The organism is Cohaesibacter intestini (genome assembly GCF_003324485.1).
GTDB lineage: Bacteria > Pseudomonadota > Alphaproteobacteria > Rhizobiales > Cohaesibacteraceae > Cohaesibacter > Cohaesibacter intestini.
Map to the genome: position 1 here is coordinate 668,680 of NZ_QODK01000003.1, position 17,696 is coordinate 686,375.

10 protein-coding genes are annotated in these 17,696 nt (G+C 53.1%); 7 read left to right on the top strand and 3 right to left on the bottom strand.

Annotated features, from left to right (window positions below; all coding sequences use genetic code 11):
* Positions 1 to 304: 304 nt before the first annotated feature.
* Positions 305 to 1,738: a helix-turn-helix domain-containing protein gene (locus tag DSD30_RS13710; protein ID WP_114010219.1), complete on the bottom strand. Its 1,434-nt coding sequence runs from the start codon at positions 1,736 to 1,738 to the stop codon at positions 305 to 307.
* A gap of 430 nt (positions 1,739 to 2,168) precedes the next feature.
* Here DSD30_RS13710 and DSD30_RS13715 point away from each other — a divergent pair, with 430 nt between their 5' ends.
* From DSD30_RS13715 to DSD30_RS13740, 6 genes are all read left to right on the top strand, one after another.
* Complete coding sequence (locus DSD30_RS13715; protein WP_114010220.1) at positions 2,169 to 2,861, top strand: response regulator transcription factor; 693 nt, start codon at positions 2,169 to 2,171, stop codon at positions 2,859 to 2,861.
* Between the two features lie 354 nt (positions 2,862 to 3,215).
* Complete coding sequence (locus tag DSD30_RS13720) at positions 3,216 to 5,357, top strand: methyl-accepting chemotaxis protein (protein WP_114010221.1); 2,142 nt, start codon at positions 3,216 to 3,218, stop codon at positions 5,355 to 5,357.
* 270 nt (positions 5,358 to 5,627) lie between these two features.
* Entirely contained in the window at positions 5,628 to 7,772 is a 2,145-nt protein-coding gene (locus DSD30_RS13725) for a methyl-accepting chemotaxis protein (RefSeq protein WP_114010222.1), read from the top strand.
* A 400-nt stretch (positions 7,773 to 8,172) separates the two neighbouring features.
* Entirely contained in the window at positions 8,173 to 10,371 is a 2,199-nt protein-coding gene (locus DSD30_RS13730) for an anthranilate synthase (protein WP_114010464.1), read from the top strand.
* Between the two features lie 261 nt (positions 10,372 to 10,632).
* Positions 10,633 to 11,988: an amidase gene (locus DSD30_RS13735; RefSeq protein ID WP_114010223.1), complete on the top strand. Its 1,356-nt coding sequence runs from the start codon at positions 10,633 to 10,635 to the stop codon at positions 11,986 to 11,988.
* Between the two features lie 552 nt (positions 11,989 to 12,540).
* Entirely contained in the window at positions 12,541 to 12,987 is a 447-nt protein-coding gene (locus DSD30_RS13740) for an Lrp/AsnC family transcriptional regulator (protein ID WP_198662957.1), read from the top strand.
* Positions 12,988 to 13,299: 312 nt separating this feature from the next.
* Here DSD30_RS13740 and DSD30_RS13745 read toward each other — a convergent pair whose 3' ends face one another.
* Positions 13,300 to 14,658: a GH1 family beta-glucosidase gene (locus DSD30_RS13745; RefSeq protein WP_114010225.1), complete on the bottom strand. Its 1,359-nt coding sequence runs from the start codon at positions 14,656 to 14,658 to the stop codon at positions 13,300 to 13,302.
* Between the two features lie 74 nt (positions 14,659 to 14,732).
* Positions 14,733 to 15,758, bottom strand: coding sequence for a LacI family DNA-binding transcriptional regulator (locus tag DSD30_RS13750; protein ID WP_114010465.1), 1,026 nt, complete (start codon positions 15,756 to 15,758; stop codon positions 14,733 to 14,735).
* Between the two features lie 388 nt (positions 15,759 to 16,146).
* Between DSD30_RS13750 and DSD30_RS13755 the strand changes: the two genes are divergently transcribed.
* Positions 16,147 to 17,502, top strand: a complete 1,356-nt coding sequence (locus DSD30_RS13755) for an ABC transporter substrate-binding protein (RefSeq protein ID WP_114010226.1) — start codon at positions 16,147 to 16,149, stop codon at positions 17,500 to 17,502.
* The last annotated feature ends 194 nt before the right edge of the window (positions 17,503 to 17,696 follow it).

Below are 17,696 nucleotides of genomic sequence, written 5' to 3' on the forward strand. Positions count from 1 at the left end.
CAAGGCGCATTTGCAACAATTGCGCAAATATGACGTAAAGGCCAGTTTTGCGGGATTTAATTCTAGCTGAGATTGTGGAGCGCCGACATCTTGCAATCAAGTTGCCAAGGCATTTGCATAAATTTAATGTTGGTACGAGAAAACCCGTTAGATGGCACCCTCGACCCTGTGAACGATGGGAAGAAACGCGACTTTTCGCAAAAATTGCAAAAGGAGCAACTCCTTTGCAAACCGGACGATCTCCAGACCTTTTACACTTTTGCAAACTGTGTCAGAGTCTATGAAAGTGATTTACTTCAATCACTTAGTGGTTGCCGCCCAGTTTGAACGGAACAAACTCTCGAACATCCGGGTCAACGATCAAGGTGCGATCAATTGGCGGCATGGCGCGTTGGTGGCAGTTTTCCCTTTCACAAATACGGCAGGAAACCCCTATTTTCTCAACACTGGAAGCGCTTTTCAGGTTTAGCCCGTCCGAATAGACCAGATCCTCCGCAAAAGACAATTCGCACCCAATGCCGATTGCATAGCGGCGTACCGGTGCATGATACCCAGCTCCGAATTTTGCAATACTGGTGGCAATGCAAAGATAGCGAACCCCATCTGGCATCTCGGCGATTTGAACCAGAAAACGACCTGGTTCTTCAAAGGCTTCGTGGACATTCCAAAGCGGGCAGTGGCCGCCAAAACGGGCGAATTGAAACCGTGTCGCAGAGTGACGCTTGTTGACATTGCCCGCTCGATCGACCCGTAAGAAATAGAACGGGATCCCCCGTGCCCCGGATCGTTGCATGCTGGATAGACGGTGGCCAATCTGTTCCAGTGATGCGCCGAAATAGTGGCTCATGCGTCTCAGATCATGACGCATTTCCTGAGAGACTTCCAGAAATCGACGATAGGGAAAACAGAGTGCACCGGCAAAATAGTTGGCTAGACCGATGCGGCAAATGGCTTCCGCAGCCGATGACTGAAAGTTGCCCTGAGCAACATGCTCCTCGATCAGATCGGAATATTCCAAAAGGGCAATTTGGTGCGCCAGAAGGAAAGTCAGAGAAGGGTCATCCTGCGCTGAGTTGAGACTCAAAACCCGGTTTTCAGAATCGAATTGGCGCATCGTCTGATCGTTGGCTGCATGATCCTGATACCGCACGCGCACATTGTGCCTTTGCTCAAGATAGGTTTGGAAATGGGGCAGGCGATTCCCTTCCAACATATTGTTGCGAATGGCCAAATCCTCGGCCGCTCGATCCAGTTGATCAATATAGTTATCGTGATAATGAAAGTAGTCTCGCACCTCTTCATAGGGCAACAGAGACCGATCTTCACCGGTATTTTTCTGTGACGACAGGGCGTCATCGAGCACCATCAGACGTTCATTCACACGTCGATGAGCGGTGTGCAAATTGAGGAAGGCCTGCGTGAGCCAAGGGGAGTTGGAAGCCGCCATTTTGAGCTCTTGCAACCCCGGATTCGTATCGCGAAAAAGCGGGTCGGCGAGGGCCTCTTTCAAATCGGCCAGGACACGATTGGTGTCTGCAGATGCCAACTCAGCCAGTGAAAGATTGAAATTCTGCGTCAGAGCCAGCAAGACAGTGGTTGTCAAGGGTCTTTGATTGTTTTCTATCTGATTGAGATAGGAAGTGGAGATGCCGATGCGTTCAGCAAAGCTCATTTGTGTCAAGCCAAAACTTTCACGCAGCGTTCTAACCTTCGGTCCGACAAACAGTTTTTCAGCCATTATACCCTCTGGACTTTTGCAAACTTTGCAAATTGCAAAACGCAACTGCGAAAACTTTCGCAAATTAACTCAATAAAATCAAGCCCTTCATTGACTTTCTTGCAGACCCGTCGTCTAATCACCCTCAAGCACTGGCCCTTTGGCCAATGCAGGTGAGATAAAAGAATATGCGGTATTTGCCGTAAACCGCAACGTGGTTGTTACTACGTACAATGCGCGAATTGACGCAGGTCATAGGAACCAAGGGTCGATCCGGCATATAGGCAAAAAGGGAGCTGGTCGAGACATTCTTCGAAAGAGCCACGAAGAAGAACCAAACCAAAGGGCTGATTTTCTAAGTCTGACTACGGGCGGGAAATGCCTTAGGGGTTTCGACCAAAACTTGTTTTGATCAACGCTTTTACTTCTCTTTGTGAGAAGGGGGAAAACCATGCTTCTACTCGACGATACTGGCAACGAAGTACGCCGCGGACTGGGTCATCACATCGAACAGGGCACCGTCAACTACCGCACGATTGTACTGGCTGAGCCACATCCGGTCTTCACCGAATGTCTCCTCAGCATGCTGGGCATCAAGCGGGAATATACTCCGGTTCTGGATTGTTCCGAACTGGAGCAGATGCTGAGCGCTGCGCCTGACCGGGAAGACACGCTGCTGCTGCTCAATCTGGATGCCACCTCCAGCCGCGGTTCCGCTGCATTGAATGATATTCGAAAGGTTTACAAACGCGCTCGCTTGATCCTGATCTGCAACGAATCCGATCATGGCCTTGCTCACTACGCCTTGGGCAATGGCGCTGACTGGGTTGTCTTCAAAACCGCGCCTGTATCCGAGCTGCGCGCAGTTGCAAAGCGCATCAAGTCCGGTATTGCCGATGACGCCCTGTTTGAAGAAACCGAAGCTGTCATCGAACGTTCTACCCTCTACTCCAAGCTCGCCAATCTGACGCCAAAACAGATGACCATCCTGCGCTATTTGCGTGACGGCCTTCTGAACAAGCAGATTGCCTATGAGCTGGGTCTGACCGAAGCAACGGTCAAACATCACATCTCGCTGATCCTGAAAAAGCTCAACTGCTATCGCCGCACGCAGGCCGTGGCGATTGCCAACCGCATGATGTAAGGACGCGGCCACTCCTCCCAAGCCGCTTGCGAGATGATGTTAGAAAGAGAGACGTGTCCCCTGCACGCCTCTCTTTTTTTTGTCTTCTGGGACCATGGAGACATCAAAATAGCAGATATGCTGAGTCGGACAGCAGCGGGCGTTTGTTCAAGGCTGTTGAAAAAGGATAGCTGATTTTGACGCAGCTCAGTGGACAGGCTTGTCAAAAATGCCGGTATTTTCGCCCTCACCATTAAGGAATGCCGGATTCTTCACGATTCTTAAGTGGGAAGCGTACGTTCGTTTACACAAAGGAAAGGTTGATGCCGAAGACTATGCGTAGTTTTAAGCGAGAATTCCTGCGGAGGAACTGGGATGTCACTGCTTCCTAAAAGACTATCAACCAAAATTCCAGTGATCGTGATCGGGTCAGTGACCTTGCTAGTCGCGGCATTGGTTTCCATCGCTGCCTGGATGGGAGGAAATACCTCAGTCAGCCTCACCGAAACCGCATTGATCAACGCGGCAAAAGGGCGGACCAGTACAGTGACGCTGTATATGGACCAATTGCGCGGCAAGATGAATACTGTTGCCAGTCACAACACCACGGCCGATGCGGCAAGTGATTTGTATGGCGGCTGGCGCGTCCTGAAAGCAGAAGCGTCCCAGACTCTGAAAAAGATCTACGTCACAGACAATCCGAATGCGCCAGACGAGAAGTACAAACTCTCAAAGATCGACCATGATAGCTATTATGGTCAGTCCCATGGCAAGCATCAGGAAGACATTGCAACGCTGCTTGAAGGTGGCGCATTCCGTGATCTGATGTTCATCGGCAAGGAAGGCAATGTCTATTATTCCTACCGCAAGGGAAAAGCTTTTGCTCGCAACATCAATGAAAGCGGTGCAGTCAGTTCTGAACTGAAGGTGCTGCTGGAGCCGATTCTCAAAATGGCGGCTGAGGGCTCTAAAGAAAAATACAAGGGCAATGGCTTCACCGGTTTTGTTGAGGTAGACGGCAAAGTAACCGCTTACATGGTTGCTCCTGTTGTCAAATGGGATCAGGTTCTGGCCGCCGTCGCAGTCGAAGTTGAAACCGAGACCCTTGCAAAACTGATTTCCGACTCTTCCGGTCTGGGAGAGACGGGTCAGATGATGCTGGTCTCTGCGGATTTGCAGCAAGTCGATTTTACCAACAACATCGTGCAGACGCTGCCGAAATCGCTGAACGAAATTGCGCTGAATGCTGTGGGTGGAACCATGGCAAGTGGTGATGCTGAAGTGAAGGGTGTCGCCAACCGCGCCGTGGCTGTTCCTATGGCCGTGCTGGGCACGCAATGGGCAATGATTGCGGAGCAATCCTATGACGAGTTGCTGGCACCATCCAACAAACTGACTCAGAGCTTGCTGTTGGTGGGTGGTGTGTTGTTGGTGATGATTGGTGGTTTCTGCGCCTACTTTGTTCGACACTCGCTGGCACCTTTGCAAAAACTCAATCAGGGTGTGACCCAGATTGCACAGGAGAACTTCTCTGTCGATTTGCCCGACAGCTCGCGTCCTGACGAAGTGGGAGAGTTGAGTCGTTCCGTTGAGATTTTGCGTACCAACGCACTGGAACGCCGTCGTCTGGAGGAAGAAGGTCGGCACGAGCAATCAGAGCGCGCCAAGCGTCAGCAGGCGATCGAAGCCATGATCGATGGCTTTAGAAATTCCTCTACGGAGCTGCTGAACAACGTGTCCACCAACATGGACGCCATGAAGGCAACGGCACAGATTCTCTCTGGGATGGCTGACGAGACCGCAGACAAGGCCACAGTGTCTGCGTCTGAGTCTGAAGTGGCTTCCAGCAACGTGCAGACGGTTGCGTCCGCAGCCGAAGAGCTGGCGGCCTCTATCGAAGAGATTAAGCGTCAAGTCACCGAAACCACCTCAGTGGTCAATCAGGCCACCAAGGCCACGCGCGTGACGACGGAAACCATCTCTGGTCTGTCCCTCTCGGCTCAGAAAATCGGTGATGTCGTCGCCATGATCCAGGCCATTGCCGAACAAACGAACCTGTTGGCACTCAATGCCACGATCGAGGCGGCACGTGCTGGCGAACATGGTAAGGGCTTTGCTGTCGTGGCATCAGAGGTGAAAGAGCTGGCCAACCAGACTTCCAAGGCGACCGAGGAAATTGCCAGCCAGATTCAGGGGATCCAGGGTGCCACTCAGGAAGCCGTCCATGCCATTCAGGGGATTGCCGAAACCATGGAAACGGTCAACGAATATACGCGGACCATTTCTCTGGCAGTCGACGAACAGGGCAGTGCGACTTTTGAAATCAGCCAGAATGTGGCCAAGGCTGCCAGTGGCACCTTGGCTGTGGCTGGCAACATGTCGCAATTGTCCCAAGCTGCAGCGGAAACCACTCAATCCGTGGACCAGGTCGAGCAGAATAGTCAGGATGTTGCCATTCAGACCAGCCGTTTGCGCGATGAAGTGGATCGGTTCCTGAAGGGTGTGTCTGCTGCTTAACTGATTTGGACAAAGCCAGACAGATGTTATCAACAGAGGCGAGGTCCGTCAGGCTTCGCCTCTTTTGTGCTTTGCTCAAACGTTGAGCAACTGAATAAATAATAAACAGTAATATGCAAAATAGTTTGTCAAAGATTGAGCTGCATGTAGGTAGTTTAACTTTGAAAATGAGGCGGAATTGTAAAATATTGAGACAACGATGATTTTTACCAATTTCTAATTTAAGTCGGCAACACTGAGGGAAACTTATCTCGAGACAAGAGAAACCTGATGTCGATCCTTCCAAAACGCCTCGTTACTAAAATTCCAACCATTATGGTTGGATCTATTATCGTGATGGCTGCGATTTTCGTTTCTGTGGCAGCATGGATGGGAGGCAATGCCTCTGTGCAGCAAACAGACGGGACGCTGCTCAATGTTGCGAAAAGCAAGACGAAAATTCTCGAACTCTATACAGAGCAACTGCACGAGAAAATGACCGCAATGACCGGGAATGTGGTCACCATAGACACCAGCTCGGAAATGTATGCTGGCTGGCGTATCCTCAAGGACAAGGCTGCTGAAACGCTGCATGGTCTCTATATTGCGAACAATCCGCATCCGCAGGACGAGCGTCACAAGCTGGCAACCGCCGAAGCCAAGAATGTCTATTACACCAAGGCCCATGAAAAGCACCATGTCGGTGTCGGTGAACTGCTCAAGGGCGACGTCTTTCGTGACATGATTCTGTTCAGCAAAGACGGCGATGTTTTCTATAGCTATCGCAAGTCTGACCTCTTCACCAAGTCACTCGCTGACGGTGCGGCTTTCGATGAGCGTCTGAAGGCTGTTGTCGAGCCTGTCGTAAAAATGGCTGCTGACAAGTCGACTGATCCTTTCACAGGTCAGTCTTTCACCGGCTTCATCGAAGTGGACGGCCATTTGGATGCCTTCATGGTTGCTCCAGTCTACAAGAATGACAAGGTAATCGCTGCTGTTGCATTCGAAGTCAACATCGACAAACTTGCCCAAATCGTCAATGACCGCACAGGTCTTGGCCAGACCGGGACCGTCGATCTGGTTACCGCTGATGGCCATCTGCTCGATTTTGACGCCATGAAATTGGTCAGCGCGACAGAAGAAGAAAAGGCGATGGCAACAACAGCATTGGATGCGGGCTCTGCTTCCGATGATCTGGTGATGAATGGCGCCAAGTTCCGCGCCAATGCCGCGCCGTTTGAAGCTTTTGGTTTGAAATGGACCGTCGTCGCACGCCAAACCTATGATGAGTTTCTGGCTGCCTCCAACAGTCTGACCAATAGCCTGTTATTGTTGGGTGTTTTGTCGTTGTTGATCATGGGTGGGCTGAGCGTATTCTTTGCCCGTATCTCGATGGCTCCGCTCCAGAAACTCAATCGGAGTGTGACCGAAATCGCACGCGAAAATTACGATGTCGAGCTGCCTGACAGTGAGCGCGAAGATGAAGTGGGTGAGTTGTCCCGTTCCATCGAGGTGTTGCGTGACAATGCCCTTGAGCGTCATCGGCTGGAAGCAACCAGTCAGCAGGACCAGACCATGCGTGAGAAGCGTCAACAGGCAATCGAGGTGATGATTGACGAGTTCCGGTCCTCTTCTATGGAATTGCTGGGGAATGTCTCGAGCAACATGGACTCTATGAAGCAAACAGCCAATCTGCTTTCCAGCATGGCTGATCAGACCTCGAGCAAGGCGACAGGCTCTGCCTCCGCCTCACAGGTCGCATCGGGTAACGTCCAGACCGTTGCTTCTGCGGCTGAAGAGTTGGCCGCCTCGATCGAGGAGATCAAACGACAGGTCAGTGAAACGACGCAGGTTGTAGAGTTGGCCACCAACGCCACCCGCGAAACCACCGAGACCGTGTCTGGTCTGTCCCATTCCGCCCAGAAGATTGGCGATGTCATCGCCCTCATTCAGGCGATTGCAGAGCAGACCAACCTGCTGGCCTTGAACGCGACTATCGAGGCTGCCCGTGCAGGAGAACATGGCAAGGGTTTCGCTGTTGTTGCCGCTGAAGTGAAGGGGCTGGCCAACCAGACTTCCAAGGCAACTGAAGAGATTGCCAGTCAGATTCAGGGCATTCAGGGGTCTACGGAAGACGCCGTTCGCGCCATTCAGGGCATTGCCGAGACAATGGAAAAGGTCAACGAATATACCAAGACCATTTCTCTGGCGGTGGATGAGCAGGGCAGTGCCACCTATGAAATCAGCCAGAATGTCGCGCGTGCCGCCAGTGGTACTCAGGAAGTGGCCGGCAATATGGATGAGCTGTCTGCAGCCGCTGCCGAAACCACCAATGCGGTCGATGAAGTCGAACAGAAATCCCGCGACGTGGCTGCGCAGACCGAGCGTTTGCGCGAGGAGGTCGATCACTTCCTCAAAGGCGTTGCCGCCGCATGATCAGGCAAACTGTTTCACCAAAAGAAACGGGGCTGTCATGGCCCCGTTTATGTTTGTTCTGACCAGTTGGTCAAGCTTGTAGGCGCAAAAGATTTCACGAAAAAGAATGCCTGCGTTCGAGTGGTCGCATAGACACTTGCCGCGACGCAAGAAATCGGTTAAATCAGAGCTATGACACATTTGATCGCAAACAATCGGGACTGGTGGTGGCAGACGCATTAACGGCGGCTGATCCTACCCTTTTGCTTGCATAAATTGAAAATGGGATATGGCCGTCGGATTTCCGGCGGCTTTTGTGTGTCTGGCAGGTCCTGCTCATGAAGTCGCCGAAAAGAAGCGGCTGAGACAAACAACCAAGACATGGATCGGCAATCACCGGATCCGTACCAGTGAGGGTAAAATGACGAATTCACAGCGCATACCCGTCTCAGCAGAGATCGAGTTTTTTCCAGACGAAGACTATATCACGGAAGGTGGTGTCGAAGTCCTCCGCTCCGCGGGTAAAGACAATTTCGAGACGGCCTTGTCCGATTGTCTCTCAAAGCTTGATGAACAGCGCGGCGTGGTGCTGGTCTCCAACTATGAATATCCCGGTCGTTACACCAGAAGCGAGTTCGGCTTCGTCAATCCGCCTCTGGTGATCACCGCGCGCGGCCGCACGATGACCATCGAAGCATTAAATGATCGCGGCGTGGTGCTGATGCCAGCCATTCACAAGACCATCAAGGACCTGTTTATCCTCAAGAGCTATCAGGCAGACGACACCCAGATTTCCCTCGAAGTGAAAGAGCCCGAGGGCACCTTTACCGAGGAAGAGCGCAGCCGTGTGCCTACCGTCTTCTCGGTGGTGCGCGAGATCGTCGCCCTGTTCAAATCCGGTCAGGACAGCATCCTCGGCCTTTACGGGGCCTTTGGCTACGATCTGGCCTTCCAGTTCGATTCCATTGAGATGCAGCTTCAGCGCCCGGATGACCAGCGCGACATGGTTCTCTATCTGCCCGATGAAGTGATTGTCGTCGATCTCTATGCCGAAGAGGCGACCCGCTATCGCTATGACTTTGCCTTTGAAGGCAACACGACCGAAGGCATGGAGCGCCCAGAGCGCAAGGATCCCTTCAAGCAAACCGACCGCAATCCGCCTGAAGGCGACCACAAGAAGGGCGAATATGCCAATGTGGCGCGTAAGGCGGTCGACTATTTCAAGCGTGGTGATCTGTTTGAATGCGTGCCCGGCCAAACCTTCTATGAGCCGGTCAAATGCCTGCCTTCTGCCATTTCCCGTCGTCTGCAACAGATCAATCCCTCGCCCTATGGCTTCATGATCAATCTGGGCGCCCAGGAATATCTGGTCGGTGCCAGCCCGGAAATGTTCGTCAAGGTTTCTGATGGCAATCTGGTCGAAACCTGCCCGATTTCCGGCACCATCCAGCGTGGTCGCGATGCGATTGAGGACAGCGAACAGATCCTCAAGCTGCTCAACTCCAAAAAGGATGAGAGCGAGCTGACCATGTGCTCTGACGTCGACCGCAATGACAAAAGCCGCGTTTGTGTGCCGGGCTCGGTCCGGGTCAAGGGCCGTCGACAGATCGAGCTTTATTCCCGCCTCATTCATACCGTCGATCACATCGAAGGTCGCCTGCGGGAAGGCCTCGATGCGATGGATGCCTTCCTGTCCCATGCATGGGCTGTCACCGTGACCGGAGCGCCAAAGCTCTGGGCCATGGACTTCATCGAGAAACACGAAAAATCGCCGCGCGCATGGTATGGCGGCGCGATTGGGATGATCGGCTTTGATGGCAACATGAATACCGGCCTGACCTTGCGCACCATTCGCATCAAGGATGGCGTGGCAGAAGTGCGTGCCGGTGCCACCTTGCTTTATGATTCCGATCCTGATGCGGAAGAAGCGGAAACCGAACTCAAAGCTTCCGCCATGCGGGCAGCTATCCGCGATGCGGCCAATCCGGAAAAACTCGCTGCAGGCAACCCGCACCGGCAGGTTGGCACTGGTGTCAAGATTCTTCTGGTCGACCATCAGGACAGCTTTGTGCATACGTTAGCGAACTATTTTCGCCAGACCGGGGCTGAAGTGGTGACCGTGCGGACGCCCGTCGCCGATGATGCCTTTGACAAGGTCCGGCCGGATCTGGTGGTCATGTCGCCGGGGCCGGGCTCGCCGCAACATTTCGACACCAAGACGACCATCACCAAGGCTCGCGCCCGCAATCTGCCAATCTTCGGCGTTTGTCTCGGCCTGCAAGCCATTGCAGAAGCCTTTGGCGGCTCCCTGCGTCAGCTCAGCGTGCCAATGCATGGCAAGCCTTCGCGCATTCGTCTACAAGGTGGTTCGCTGTTCAAGGGATTGCCAAAACAGGTGGTTGTCGGGCGTTATCACTCGCTGTTCGCTGATCCAGTCTCCCTGCCACAAGAGTTCGACATCACTGCCGACACGGATGACGGCGTCATCATGGCGATCGAGCATCGTAGCGAGCCGATTTCTGCGGTTCAGTTCCATCCCGAATCGATCATGACATTGGGTGGCAATGCGGGCATGCAGATGATTGAAAATGTCATTCTGCGGGTCAAGGCGGCGAAATAGCCGCAGGCAAAAGAGTGCGCGCCCCATTTGGGCGCGCACACCCTGTTTTTCTCCACAATTGCACTGCGAAAGCGCAAGCGTCCTCAAGCAAAGGCGACAAGGTTTCATTTTGTCGCTAACATGTTCGCAACTGCGTGCTTCTCTATTGATATCACGGGGGAATTTCACTGAGACACTGGACTCCAGCCAGCCGTCGCACTTGAAACAGTGAAATGAGAGGACATCAAAGAGAAGACAATTGATGTGGGCTAGGAGTGGCAAATGACGGCGCATTGGACAATCGCAACGGTTCGCAAGGCACTGGATGAGGGCAAGATTTCCTCGGTCGAATTGGTCAGTGCTGCCTTCACGGAAATCGAGAAAGAGGGAGGCGAGGGGAACCGCACATTCATTCGCACCTTCAAGAACACCGCCATCACACAAGCTGCAGCCTCCGATGCCCTGCGCAAAATGAATGTGCCTCAGGGGCCGCTTGCAGGCATTCCGGTCTCCCTCAAGGATTTGCTTGATGTGGCGGGAGAGCCAACCACTGCAGGCTCTGCAGAGTTGGCCAAAATCGCCCAACCGGCATCCGCTGACGCCGACATTGTCGCGCTCTTGCGCGCTGCCGGGGCTGTTATCCTCGGTCACACCAACATGACCGAGTTTGCCTATTCCGGCCTTGGCATCAATCCGCATTTTGGCACGCCACTCAATGTCTGGGATCGTCAGATTGGCCGCGTGCCCGGAGGTTCCTCGTCCGGGGCGGCCCTCTCGGTTGCGGAAAACATGGCTGTTGCTGCCATCGGGTCGGATACGGGCGGCTCCATCCGCATCCCGTCAGCCTTCAACCGACTTTATGGTTTCAAGCCGAGCTTCGGTCGTCATTCCCTCAAGGGAGTTACCCCGCTTGCTCGCTCCCTAGACACGGTTGGGCCTCTGGCCAACTCCGTCGAGTGCTGCCGCATTATTGACGCCGTGATGGCGGGACATCCTGTTCCTGAAGCCAACCTGCGATCCCTTGTGGGCAAACGCTTTGGCATTCTGGAAACCATTGCATTGGACGATCTGGATGTCGAGGTGGCGGGCAGCTTCGTGCGTGCGCTTGAAACAATCGCTAAGGCTGGTGCGCGTCTTGAGCGCATCAAGGTCGATGCCATCGAGCGTTTCTGGGACATTGCCAAACTTGGTAGCATTGTCGGGGCCGAAGCCTTCCACGCCCATCGTGGCTTCTTGCAAGGGCATGCCAACGGCATGGATCCCCGTGTCCGTCAGCGTCTGGAAGTGGCGGGTGGCATCTCATCTGCCGACTATCTCGACATGCTTGATCTGCAAAAGGACATGCAGGTTCGAACCCATCTTGCGACCCGCAATTATGATGCCGTCCTGATGCCGACAGTGGCCATCGCGCCACCGGAGCTCAAGCCGATCCTGGCGTCCGACGAACTCTACGGGGAAACCAACCTCAAGATTCTGCGCAACACGGCAATCGGTAATATCCTCGGACGTCCAGCCATGACCATTCCCATCGGTATGCCTGATGGTGCGCCAGTCGGCTTGATGGTGATGGGGGAGCATGGTGGCGATGCGGTGGTGCTCGATCACGCGGAATCGATCGACTACGTCCTGCGGCAATAATTGTCAGGCAGATACGCGTCCGGAATCAGTAAGTCGAAATAATTCAATCGCTGAATTAAATCTTCGAGTTTCACTGATAGCACAATCACTTAACGGGGTTGAACGAGGATAATTGGTGTCTTAAACGAAAGGCGTATGGACGGAAAAGCCGGAATATTGGTTGTTGCAGTTGCGAAACAAAACTGCCTAAATTTCAATCACAGCCATAAAATTAGCCGTTTTCTGCGCTTTTTTCCGTTGATTGGATGCTTGCTTTGTTGCTAGGCAGCAATTCTGTGTGTCTCCTATATAACGGCAACTGATTTATCCACAAGATATATTCTAATACCAATTTGTCTGGTGATCAGCCGATCACGCAACTTTTCCGCGTCGAGTAGGCGAGATACGCAACAATTAAAATTTGCGATGCATTAAAGCATAATTATTGTCGAATACTCGTTGGCGAGATGTATTGGTTTGGTGCGCATGCGTGATCTGGCGATCTTAGGATGCACTTGCATGGATGACGCAACTTGGTTATCAGGACGCTGTCCAATAAGGAAAAATACCAGCATGGATGATCTGGACCGGCATTTGTTGTTGCTTTTGCAAAAAGATGGCCGGCGCGCTAGCGCTGACCTTGCAAAGGAAATCGGACTTTCGGTAAGCGCTACCAATGAACGTGTGCGTAAGCTGATTGATTCCGGAGCTGTCGCTGCCATTGAGGCAGTGCTCGACCCTGTGAAAAGCGGGTTTGGGGTGACAGCCTTCATTTTTGTCGATTTGGATTACTCGTTTGACGAAAACGAATTTGTATCCAGCGTTGCCAGTTTTGATGAAGTGCAGGAGATGCACCATGTCACCGGACAGCATTCCTACCTTTTAAAGGTGAGGACGCGAACCAACGATGACCTGAACCACTTCATCGTTAAGTCGCTCAAAACCCAACCGGGAGTGCGGGCGACAGAAACGCAGATTGCGCTGAATACAGCGAAGGAAACCAGAGTTTTGCCTCTATAGGGAAATGTCTTAGCCCCAGTGGTTTAAAGATGCGGCCCCTGTAGTGGCAAAGAAGAGCGTCAGAGAAGGATAGGCAACCTCGTCCCCCACACATGGTTGCCAATAACAATAATTCTCTGCCGTAGGGCCCCACGGCCCAAATACGCAGTCCGTTTGGCCTGCGGGCTGGTCGTCGTTGTCCCCCGCAGCGGCGACCAGCTGAGGGACGCCATCCCCACCCCCAGATGGTGTCTCATAAAATCAAGGTTTTACTAAAAAGGCAGCCATCAGGCTGCCTTTTCTCTTTTTGCGTGGGCTTGCGTGGTGTTGCAGTCAGGCAAGAAATGCTTTGAACGCATGGTAGGACGCCTTGGGCAGGCGCTCCAGCGTATCAAAGTCGACATGAATGATGCCGAACCGCTTGTCATAGCCCAGCGCCCATTCGAAATTGTCCATGAAGGACCAGACAAAATAGCCCGTCAAAGGCACGCCATCTTCGATCACTTCAAGCGCTGCCTTGAAGTGCATGTCGAGATAGGCGATCCGTTCCTGATCATCCACTTCGCCGTCAATCAGATGGTCGTCGTTGGCCATGCCATTCTCGGTAACCGTCAGCGGCAGCGCTCCGGTATGGGTTTCGCTGATCCAGCGTAGCAGTGTGCTGAGGCCTTGGGGATAGACTTCCCAGTTCATTTCTGTCTTTGGCAGGGGGCCCGGCTCGGAGGTGAAGTTCGGCAGCGTGCAGCCCTCACATGGTTCCTTTTCGACCACCAGATTGCGGGTGTAATAGTTGATGCCCAGCCAATCAAGTGGCGCATTGATCGCCGCCATGTCGTCCTGCCAGCCCGTGGGGAGATAAGGCTCCAGATACGTCACGACATCTTCTGGATAGGCGCCTTTGAACAGGCCGCCAAGGAACCAGCGGTTATAGATTCCTTCAGCAATTCGAGCCGCTTCGATCGAGCTTTCCTGATCATCAAAGGGCGTTGTATGCTCAAAATTGAGCACTATTCCGAGATTTTTCTGCTCCATTGACCGCAAAATCGCCACCGCTTTGGCGTGGGACAACAATACATGATGGGACGCACGGGTCGCTGCGCGAATGTCGCGCAGCCCTGGTGCATGGATCCCGTGATAGTGGCTGAGCCATGTGATGCACCAAGGTTCGTTGAACGTTGCGACGCTTTCGAGGCGATCCCCCATGCGTGTGATCATGATCTCGGCATAGTTGGCAAAATGGTCGGCAATATCCCGGTTCTGCCAGCCCCCAAGATCCGACAAGGCGCTGGGTAACTCCCAATGATAAAGGGTGAGGTGGGGTTCGATATTGCGCTCCAGCAATCCATCCACGAGGCGATCATAAAAATCGAGGCCTTCTGCATTCACTGCGCCTTTGCCCTCAGGCATCACCCGCGCCCATGAGCTGGAAAAACGATAGGAATCAATGCCTAGGTCGCGCATCAAGTCGAGGTCACCCTGCCATTTGTGATAATGATCGCAGGCAATGGATCCATTCTCGAAATTGACCACATTGCCGGGACTGGTGGCAAAAGTGTCCCAATGGGAGCTGCCGGCGCCGCCAAATTTGCTGCCCTCGATCTGATAAGCCGAGGTCGACGTGCCGAACTTAAAGTCATCGGGAAAATCAGAGCGTGAAAGAGAAAAGGACGTTTGTCGTGTCAGTGCTGGCATTGGGTGCCTCATCGCATGTGATTGGATAGAGTTCGAGATTTGAAGGATCAGACGCCTCAGGTCCAGTCGACAGACTAATCGCCTAGATAGGGGCCGGTAGACCGACCAACCACGAGATCTGTCTCCCAGAGTTCTTGGGTGAGGGGTTGATCCGGATTGTTGATCCGGTCGAGCAGGATTTCCGCCAACCGCTTGCCAGCTTCCAAAATGGAGGAGCGAACAGCAGTGAATAGTGGCACACCTGAATGCTGCAAGAAGGAAAGCTGGTCATCAAAAGTCAGGATGGACAGATCACGCCCGATTTGCAGTCCCATTTCCTGTGCAGCACGCACCACCCCTAGGGCCGTCAAGACCGATGATGTGAGGATAGCGCTCGGTGCTTCATCGCGTTCCAGCAATGTGCGGGTAACCGAGTAGCCATAGGGTTCGATCATGTCGGAGGAGAAAATGAGTGCCGGATCAGGCTCGAGTCCATGCTCTCGCAGGGCTGCCTCATAGCCGATCTTGCGGCGATAGGCGAAATCCATTTCTTCCAGACCATTCAGCAGGGCGATGCGCGTGTGACCCAAATCGAGCAGGAAGTTGGTTGCCCGCTTGAAGGAACTGCGATTGTTGACATCGAGCCAGCAATATCGATCCTTGCTGACTTCGGTTCGTCCATGAACGACGAACGGCACCTTGAGGCTTTCCAGAAGATCAATGCGCGGGTCTTCCTTGAAAGGGCCGTGGACGATAAAGCCATCCACCCGACCTGAGCGCGTCAACTCGCGATAGACGCTTTCCTGTTCCGTATCCGGCACCACCGAGATGACCATGTCATAGCCGTTGCGCGAATAGGTCTCGCCAGCCCCGGCGATGAAATCGGAAAAGTGCGGGTTGATCATCGAATGTTGCGCATTTTGCGGCACAACATGGGCAACCGAACTCGCACGCCCCATGGCCAGTCGTTTGGCGGAAGAGGAGGGGTGGTAATTGTGTTTCTGCGCAGCTTCCAGAACCCGCAGTCGAGTCTTCTCGCCGACTTCCGGATAACCATTAAGGGCGCGGCTGACCGTCGTTTGGGACAGATTCAGAATGCTGGACAATTCTTTCAAATTCACGGCTGCGACCTCACAAAAGATGCGCACAGGCAAGGGCTTATGCAGGCCAAAAGATTTGGCCTGCTTCTGCTTTTCTGGCTCGGTGGGCGATAGGAAACCGTTTGCACAGCTATCCAAAGCCCTATCAAAAGTGATCTCTATCTTACACATAGTTTGGAAATTTCTGCAATACCGATTGCGCGGGGCTTTGATGCTGCATTTGCGAAATATGACAGTTTGGAACGATTGAAATCTGATTTTTCTCAAGAAGATTGCTGATTTTTGCCAAAAACTGCCTTGACTCTGCCAATCATCCAAAGCATGCTCAAAGCAATCCAAAGCGGTTTGAAAATCGCTTATCCATCAGAATAATTGTTGATCAACAAATGCCTTTGGGAGGTTTTGCGAAATGTTGAAGACACTAATGATGGGCGTTGCTGTTGCTGCTCTTGCTGCGGGTAGTGCGCAAGCCATGGATCATCTGAAATTCAAGCCGGGCGAAGATGCACGCTTGAATTGGGCGTCTTATGAAGCGCTCAAGAAAATGGATCTCAAAGGCGAAACCATTACGGTCTTCGGGCCTTGGCTCAGCGTCGATAAGGACCTGTTTGAAAGCGTTATCGCCTATTTCGAGGAAGCCACAGGCGCCAATGTCGAATATGCTGGTTCCGACAGCTTTGAACAGCAGATCGTGATTGATACCGGTGCAGGCTCCGCGCCGAATATTGCCATTTTCCCGCAGCCGGGTTTGGCCGCTGATCTGGCTTCCAAAGGCTTGTTGACCCCTCTGTCTGACGAAACCAAATCATGGGTCAAGGACAATTACGCTGCTGGTCAGTCCTGGGTTGATCTTGGTACCTACAAGGGCAAAGACGGCAAGGACGACTATTTCGGCTTCTTCTTTAAGGTCGATGTGAAATCTTTGGTCTGGTATGTGCCGGAAAACTTTGAAGATGCTGGCTATGAAGTGCCCGAAAGCATGGAAGAGCTGAAAGCGCTCAGCGAGCAGATCGTCAAGGATGGTGGCAAGCCATGGTGTATCGGTCTGGGCTCTGGCGATGCGACCGGCTGGCCTGCAACCGACTGGGTGGAAGACTTCATGCTCCGCACGCAGTCGCCAGATGTCTATGACAAATGGGTCACCAATGAAGTGAAATTCAACGATCCTGCCGTTGTTGGCGCGATCGAGGAATTCGGCTGGTTCGCGCGCAACGATGATTTCGTTGATGGCGGGGCAGGGGCCGTTGGCACCACCGATTTCCGTGATAGTCCGAAAGGTCTCTTCTCCTCTCCTCCGAAGTGCTACATGCATCGTCAGGCATCGTTCATTCCGTCCTTCTTCCCGGAAGGTACGCAGTTGGGTGAAGATGCGGACTTCTTCTACTTCCCTGCCTATGCCGGCAAGGATCTTGGCAAGCCGGTTCTGGGCGCAGGCACTCTGTTTGCGATTACCCGCGAGTCCAAAGGCGCGCGCGCTTTCATCGACTTCCTCAAGTCGCCAATCGCGCACGAAGTCTGGATGGCACAGTCTGGTCTGCTGACCCCGCATAAAGGGGTGAATGTTGATGCCTATGCGAATGATGCGCTGAAGAAACAGGGTGAAATCCTGCTCAATGCAACGACCTTCCGCTTCGACGGCTCTGACCTGATGCCCGGCAAAATTGGTGCCGGTGCCTTCTGGACCGGTATGGTTGACTATGCTGGCGGCAAGGATGCCCAGACTGTCGGTGACGAAATTCAGAAAACCTGGGACGCACTCAAATAAGCGAACCCATGCTGAATGTTGGGAGTCCCCCAACCTCCCAAACTGGATGGTTCCCGCTATGTGCGGGGACTGTCTGCTCGGGGCTTGAATGCTCCGTTTAACAAATGGCGTCACCTGTTCTGGTCGCAAATCATCGAAGGGCAAGACATGCCCGAAATGCCCATGATGCAGCCAGAGGCGAAATCGATCAGGAT